This is a genomic window from Streptomyces sp. ATLC9 (assembly GCF_057196705.1).
On sequence record NZ_JBXUOY010000288.1, the window covers coordinates 1 to 6154 of the forward strand.

Below are 6154 nucleotides of genomic sequence, written 5' to 3' on the forward strand. Positions count from 1 at the left end.
GACGTGCGACTGCGGGACGACCCACGACCGGGACGTGAACGCGGCGAAGAACATCCTGGCCGTCGGGCTGACGGCGTCTGTCTGTGGAGCTGGTGTAAGACCTCAACGGAGTACTCCGGGCGGGCAGTCGGTGATGAAGCAGAAAACCCCACGGCGCGAGCCGTAGGAATCCCCCTCCTTCAGGAGGGGGAGGAAGTCAAGTGGTTTTCCTCCCCGGAGGCGGGATCTCGCGTCTGACGCGGAACACCGTCGCAGGGCGCGGCTGAAGGCATCCTGAAACCACCTGAAGATCTCTTCAGGTGGTCTTTGGCAGGCTGACCCCATGCGCGTACTGATCGTGGAGGACGAGAAGCGGCTCGCCCTGTCGCTGGCCAGGGGCCTGACGGCCGAGGGGTTCGCCGTCGACGTGGCCCACGACGGCGGGGACGGGCTGCACCGGGCCACCGAGGGCTCGTACGACCTGATCGTCCTCGACATCATGCTGCCGGGCATGAACGGCTACCGCGTCTGCTCGGCCCTGCGCGCAGCCGGGGACGAGACACCGATCCTGATGCTGACCGCCAAGGACGGCGAGTACGACGAGGCCGAGGGCCTCGACACCGGCGCCGACGACTACCTCACCAAGCCGTTCTCCTACGTGGTGCTGCTCGCGCGGGTGAGGGCGTTGCTGCGCCGCCGCACCAGGGGCGGGGTGTCCGTACTGCGGGTGGGCGGGCTGACCGTGGACCCCGCCGCGCGGCGGGTGACCCTGGACGGGCGCGAAGTGACGCTGACGGCCAAGGAGTTCGCCGTGCTGGAGTACCTGGCGGTGCGCGCCGGGGAGGTGGTCTCCAAGTCGGAGATCCTCGAACACGTCTGGGACTTCGCCTATGAGGGCGATGTCAACATCGTCGAGGTGTACGTCAGCGCGCTGCGCCGCAAGCTGGGCAGCGCGGCGATCACCACGGTGCGCGGCGCCGGATACCGGCTGGCGAGGACCGGTGCGTAGGCCCGCGTTCTCCCCGTTCGCCCGGCTCACCGTCCGGGTGCGCGCCGCGCTCGGCGCCACGCTCGTGGCGGCGGTGGCCCTGGTGGTGGCCGGGTTCGCGGTGGTCGAGGTGCTCCGCGGGGGCCTCACCGAGAACGCCCGGCTGCACGCCGAGACCACCGCCCGCGAGGTCGCCGCCGGGGTCGCCGACGTGCCCGCGGCCGGGGTGGGAGGAGTGGAGGCGCTGGCCGACGACGAACCTGTGCAGGTCGTGGACGCCTCCGGTGAGGTTCTCGGAGCCGGCGAGCCGCTGCGCGGACGCGGACCCGTGGCCGGGTTCAACCGGCCCGACAAGCCCCGGCAGACGCCCGCCACGCCCTCCCCGGCGGGCCGCGGCGACAGCGACGACGATGACGGGGACGACGACCGGGACGACGACCGGGACGACGACGATGACGGAGGCGACGCCACCCCGGCGCCGCCCGACGAACCCGTGGCGGTGGACCGCAACAGCGTCACCCGGACGGTCGCCCTGCCCGTCGACGGGGACGGCGAGGTGACCTACGACCGCTCCCGGGCGGTGGCGACGCAGGACTTCCGCCTGGTCGCCGTGCAGAGCGTCACCCGCGACCGCGTCCCCGTCACCGTCTACGCCGGGGCCTCCCTCGCCGAGCAGGAGGAGGCCGTCTCGACCGTCACCGGCACCATGCTCGCCGGGCTGCCCGCTCTGCTCGCCGTCGTCGGCGGCGTCACCTGGCTGGTCACCCGGGGCGCGCTGCGCCCGGTGGAGGGCATCCGGCGGGAGATGGCGGCCATCGCGGCCGGCACCGACCTGTCCCGGCGCGTGCCCGAACCCCCCTCACGGGACGAGGTCGCACGCCTGGCACGGACCACCAACGAGACCCTGAGCGCCCTGGAGGCGTCCGTCGAGCGGCAGCGCCGCTTCGTCGCCGACGCCTCGCACGAACTGCGCAGCCCGATCGCCTCCCTGCGCACCCAGCTGGAGGTCGCCGCCGCCCACCCCGGGCTGCTCGACATCGACGGCGCGGTCCACGACACCGTACGGCTGCAGGACCTCGCCGCCGATCTGCTGCTGCTGGCGCGCCTGGACGCCGGGGAGCGCCCCGGGGAGGCGCGGGTGGACCTGTACGCCCTGGTGCGCGAGGAGCTGGCACAGCGCACCGGGAACCGGATCCCCGTCGTCCTGGAGGGCCGCGGGGAGGGGGAGCCGGTGGAGGTGACGGGCTCACGAGGCCAGCTCGCCCGGGTGCTCGGCAACCTGCTGGACAACGCCCGGCGCCACGCGGTCTCCCGCGTCCGGGTGCGGGTGGGGCGCGAGCACGGGCGGGCCGTGCTGGAGGTCGCCGACGACGGCGCCGGGGTGCCGCGGGAGGAACGGGAGAGGATCTTCGAGCGGTTCGTACGGCTGGACGACGCGCGCAGCCGGGACGACGGCGGGGCCGGGCTGGGGCTGGCCATCGCCCGTGACGTGGCGGTCCGGCACGGCGGCGTCCTCACCGTCGGCCGGGCGGCCGAGGGCGGTGCCCTGTTCACCCTGCGGCTGCCCGCTGCGGCCCGCCCCGCCCCGGGCAGCCCGGCGGGGGGCGCCGGGCGGCGTTAGGGGAGGTTGTGGTCGCCGATCCAGCCGAGGGTGCCGGTCCCGCCCCCGCCGGCCTGCGGAGGCGGCGGATGGGCGCAGCCCGGCTGCCCGCCCCGGGGGTACGCCACGGACTCCCCGCGGAGCGCTGAGGTTTGACGGGGCGTCTCAGCCGCGCCCGCGCAGCGACCGCAGGTGCTCGGCGACCGGGGCCAGCGAACCGCGCAGCCCGTCGAGCCCTCCGGGCGGGAGCAGGTCGACGAAGTGGCGCCGCACGGAGGAGACGTGGTGCGGCGCCACCTCGCGCATCGTCTTCCAGCCGTGCTCGGTCAGCACCGCGAACAGCCCGCGTCTGTCGGACTCACAGTTCTCCCGGCGCACCAGCCCGGCCTTCTCCATGCGGGTGATCTGGTGGGACAGGCGGCTCTTGGACTGCAGGGTGGCGGCGGCCAGATCGCTCATACGCAGCCGGTGGCCGTCCGACTCGGAGAGGTTCACCAGGATCTCGTAGTCGTTCATGGTCAGCCCGAACGGCTGGAGGTCCCGCTCCAGTTGGTGCGTGAGGAGCCTGTTGACGTCGAGGTGGACGCGCCAGGCGCGCTGCTCCTCTCCGCTCAGCCAGCGGGTTCCCTTGTCGCTCTCCATGCTCCGGACTCTACCCGGCGGCCGGGAGCCCTCTCGCCGCGGATCTCACCGAAGGAAGCGATTCGGTCACATTCCGAAGCGGCGCTGGATGTCGCCCAACTGCCCGGGAAGCTGTGGCGTCTGCTGGCCGCCGCGCCCGGCGTGCCCGCCGCCGGCACCGGGAACGCCGGGCTGTGACGGCGGCGGGGCGCCTGCGTCCCGTTCCTCCATCAGCACCTCGGTCGACTGGATCAGCACCGTGCCCGCCCCGGTGAAGTCGAACTGGTGCTCCTCGCCGGAGACACCGCCGATCCCGGTCATCGCCCGCAGTCCGCCGAGCACGCCGCGCATGTACTGGTGGTCGTAGTGGTGGCAGGGCGAGGGACAGTCCGCCCAGCCGACCAGCGCCTGCGGATCGACCCGGACCGGCGGTTCCACGAAGTGCACCTCGCCGTTGGAGGCCGCCACGAACTTCCCCGTCCCCAGCAGCGTCACGAAGCCGGGGACGATCGACTGCTTCAGAGCCAGGCTCGGCTCGAAGGCCAGCAGGTTGCCCGAGCGGATGGTGAGGTTGCCGTCCTGAAGGTCGTAGGAGTTGACGTCGAAGGCCCGGTCGGCGAGCAGCATCCTGCCCCTGCCCTCGGCGACCACCCAGTCCGAGGCGTGCAGCGGGGAGTGGAAACTGGCGGCGACCAGCCGGTCCAGGGGGCCGTGGCCGATGCCGTTGAAGGTGATCTGCCCGTAGTAGGCGATCATCTTCCCCTTCTGCAGGAACCACCGGTCCGACAGGTCCACACAGAACGTGTAGGGGTTGACGTTGTCGTTGGACGGCAGTGTGTGGGCGTCGTGGACGATCGGACCGTTCAAAGCTTCTCCTCGCTGGCCTGTACGAACACCTCGCCCTGCCCGGACAGCTCCAGCTGGAACGCCTCGCCCGAGCCGCGCCCGACCATGTCCCGCCAGCCGAGCGCCGTGGAGAGCTTGTTGCGTACGTCCCCGTGGTGGGCGACGTACGCCTGCGGGTCGACGTGGACGGGGCGGCCCGGGGTGATCGGGAGCCGGATCACCCCGCCGTGGGCCATCACGGCCACCGAGCCGTGCCCGGAGAGCGTCGTGGTGAACAGTCCCTGTCCGGTCACCTGGCCGCGCACCATGCCCATGACCCCGCCCTGGGAGCCCATGAACATCGTGCCCTGCTCCAGCGTCCCGTCGAAGGCGAGCAGTCGGTCGGCCTCCACGCAGAGGGTGTCGCCGGACAGTTCGACCACCTCGACGTGGTGGCCGCCGTGGCCGAACAGCACCGTGCCGTCGCCCTCGACCGTCATCAGCGCGGTCGCCTCGCCGGCCAGCCGCCGCCCGATCATCGAGCCGATGCCGCCCTGACCGCCCTGGATGCTGGGCGTGAAGGAGACCTCGCCCCTGTACGCGATCATCGCGCCGCGCTGGCTGAACATCCGCTGCCCGGGCGTCACCCGGGCCTCGACCATCTTGGAGCCGATCTCCCGGAACGGCATCAGATGTCACCGCCGATCGTGTTCCGCTCGCTGGGCTGGACGTAGACCAGCCCTTCGCCCTCGAAGCGGATCTGGAAGGACTCGCCCGACCCCTCGCCCATGAAGGTCCGGAAGTTCACGCCCGTCTGGAACTCCTGCCGCAGATCGCCGGTGTGGGCCACGTACGCCCCCGGGTCCACCTGGAGCGGCATCTGCGGCGTGACGCGCAGCACCACCGCCGGACCGTCCGACATCAGCGCCGCCGTGCCGGTGCCCTCGACGGTGGTGGTGAACAGGCCGTTGCCCTGCGAGGCGCCGCGCAGCCCGGTGAAGGCGGTGCCGGTGCGCAGGGAGCCGTCGGCGCACAACAGGTTGCTGGACTCCACATGGAGCTTCTGTCCATGGAGCGCCACCAGGCCGATGTCGCTCGCGCGGTCGGCGAAGTAACAGGTGCCCTGCCCCTTCACCTCCATCATCTCCATCTGCTCGCCGGTGAGGCGGCGGGTGACCATGCCGCGCAGGCCCTCACCGCCGCCGGTGAGTTTCCTGAAGGCCATCCGGCCGTCGTAGGCGACCATCGAGCCGTTCTTCGCCCTGACCGTGTCGCCTGCCAGGTCGACGGCGAGGACCTTGCCGCCTTGGAGTCGGAACTGAGCCACGGCTCGAATCTACCCGGACACGGGCGTCCGGCGGGAGACCTGCCACAATGACAGAGCTTGTGCATCCCTTCACAAAGGATCTCCCGTGGACCTCAAGACCGCTTCGGCGCTCCGCCGCCTCCGGCTCGTCTCCACCCCGGAGGCGGTCTCCTTCCTGCTGCTTCTGGTGTGCTCCGTGCTCAAGCGCACGACCGAGTTCAACGCGGTACCGGTGATGGGCGCCGTCCACGGCGCCCTCTTCGTGCTCTACCTGATCTTCTGGCTGGACGCCTGGAACCGCGCCAGGTGGCCGATGAGCCGCGCCGCGCTCTACTTCGCGTGCTCGGTGCTGCCCGGCGGCGGTTTCTACGCCGACAGGCTGCTGCGCCGCGAGGCCGAGGCGAGCGTGATCGCCGCCCGGGCCCGTGCCGAGCGGGCCGGGCAGGAAGAGCGGCCCCGCACGGGGGCGGTGGACGCGTGATCGTCGCCTTCTCCGTCACCCCGCTGGGAGTGGGTGAGGACGTGGGGGAGTACGTCGCCGACGCGGTGCGGGTGGTCCGCGAGTCGCGGCTGCCCAACCGTACCGACGCGATGTTCACCTCGATCGAGGGCGAGTGGGAGGAGTGCATGGAGGTGGTGCGGCGGGCGGTGGCCGCCGTCGAGGCCCGGGCACCGCGCGTCTCGCTCGTCCTCAAGGCCGATATCCGCCCCGGGGTCGCCGACGGTCTGACCTCCAAGGTCGCCACCGTCGAGCGGCATCTGGGCTGACCGCCGCCCTCCCCGCCCGGGGGGGGGGGGGGGGGGGGGCGGGGCGGGGGGGCGGCGGCGGTGGGGG

At 72.4% G+C, this 6154-nt stretch carries 8 protein-coding genes and 1 pseudogene; 5 read left to right on the forward strand and 4 right to left on the reverse strand.

All coding sequences use genetic code 11. The features are described 5' to 3' along the window. The 3 genes and pseudogenes from AC2CJA_RS22660 to AC2CJA_RS22670 form a co-directional block, all read left to right on the forward strand. Window positions 1-166: pseudogene (locus AC2CJA_RS22660) on the forward strand (RNA-guided endonuclease TnpB family protein); the annotation flags it as partial. Window positions 167-322: 156 nt separating this feature from the next. Then, on the forward strand, window positions 323-988 hold the full coding sequence (locus AC2CJA_RS22665; protein WP_484604525.1) for a response regulator transcription factor: 666 nt from the start codon (window positions 323-325) through the stop codon (window positions 986-988). 64 nt (window positions 989-1052) lie between these two features. Further along, window positions 1053-2588, forward strand: coding sequence for a sensor histidine kinase (locus tag AC2CJA_RS22670; protein ID WP_484604531.1), 1536 nt, complete (start codon window positions 1053-1055; stop codon window positions 2586-2588). Between the two features lie 144 nt (window positions 2589-2732). On the opposite strand, the gene AC2CJA_RS22675 is transcribed toward AC2CJA_RS22670, so the two are convergent. From AC2CJA_RS22675 to AC2CJA_RS22690, 4 genes are all read right to left on the reverse strand, one after another. After that, window positions 2733-3209 carry a MarR family winged helix-turn-helix transcriptional regulator gene (locus AC2CJA_RS22675; RefSeq protein ID WP_484604526.1) on the reverse strand — a complete coding sequence of 159 codons (477 nt, stop codon included), beginning with the start codon at window positions 3207-3209 and terminating at the stop codon, window positions 2733-2735. 66 nt (window positions 3210-3275) lie between these two features. Next, window positions 3276-4055, reverse strand: a complete 780-nt coding sequence (locus AC2CJA_RS22680) for an AIM24 family protein (protein ID WP_484604527.1) — start codon at window positions 4053-4055, stop codon at window positions 3276-3278. Continuing rightward, window positions 4052-4702 carry an AIM24 family protein gene (locus AC2CJA_RS22685; RefSeq protein WP_484604528.1) on the reverse strand — a complete coding sequence of 217 codons (651 nt, stop codon included), beginning with the start codon at window positions 4700-4702 and terminating at the stop codon, window positions 4052-4054. Before AC2CJA_RS22685 ends, AC2CJA_RS22680 begins: the two co-directional genes overlap by 4 nt. Then, on the reverse strand, window positions 4702-5340 hold the full coding sequence (locus AC2CJA_RS22690; RefSeq protein WP_484604529.1) for an AIM24 family protein: 639 nt from the start codon (window positions 5338-5340) through the stop codon (window positions 4702-4704). The genes AC2CJA_RS22685 and AC2CJA_RS22690 overlap by 1 nt, the downstream gene beginning before the upstream one ends. Window positions 5341-5425: 85 nt before the next feature. On the opposite strand from AC2CJA_RS22690, the gene AC2CJA_RS22695 reads away from it, so the two are divergent. Further along, a complete protein-coding gene (locus AC2CJA_RS22695) occupies window positions 5426-5800 on the forward strand; it encodes a DUF3817 domain-containing protein (RefSeq protein ID WP_241715929.1) in 375 nt (124 codons plus the stop codon). Further along, window positions 5797-6087 carry an MTH1187 family thiamine-binding protein gene (locus AC2CJA_RS22700; RefSeq protein WP_484604530.1) on the forward strand — a complete coding sequence of 97 codons (291 nt, stop codon included), beginning with the start codon at window positions 5797-5799 and terminating at the stop codon, window positions 6085-6087. The genes AC2CJA_RS22695 and AC2CJA_RS22700 overlap by 4 nt, the downstream gene beginning before the upstream one ends. Window positions 6088-6154 lie beyond the last annotated feature (67 nt).

Coding starts and splice junctions, on each gene's coding strand:
- AC2CJA_RS22665 (WP_484604525.1), top strand. CDS start 323: ATGCGCGTACTGATCGTGGAGGACGAGAAGCGGCTCGCCCTGTCGCTG.
- AC2CJA_RS22675 (WP_484604526.1), bottom strand. CDS start 3,209: ATGGAGAGCGACAAGGGAACCCGCTGGCTGAGCGGAGAGGAGCAGCGC.
- AC2CJA_RS22685 (WP_484604528.1), bottom strand. CDS start 4,702: ATGCCGTTCCGGGAGATCGGCTCCAAGATGGTCGAGGCCCGGGTGACG.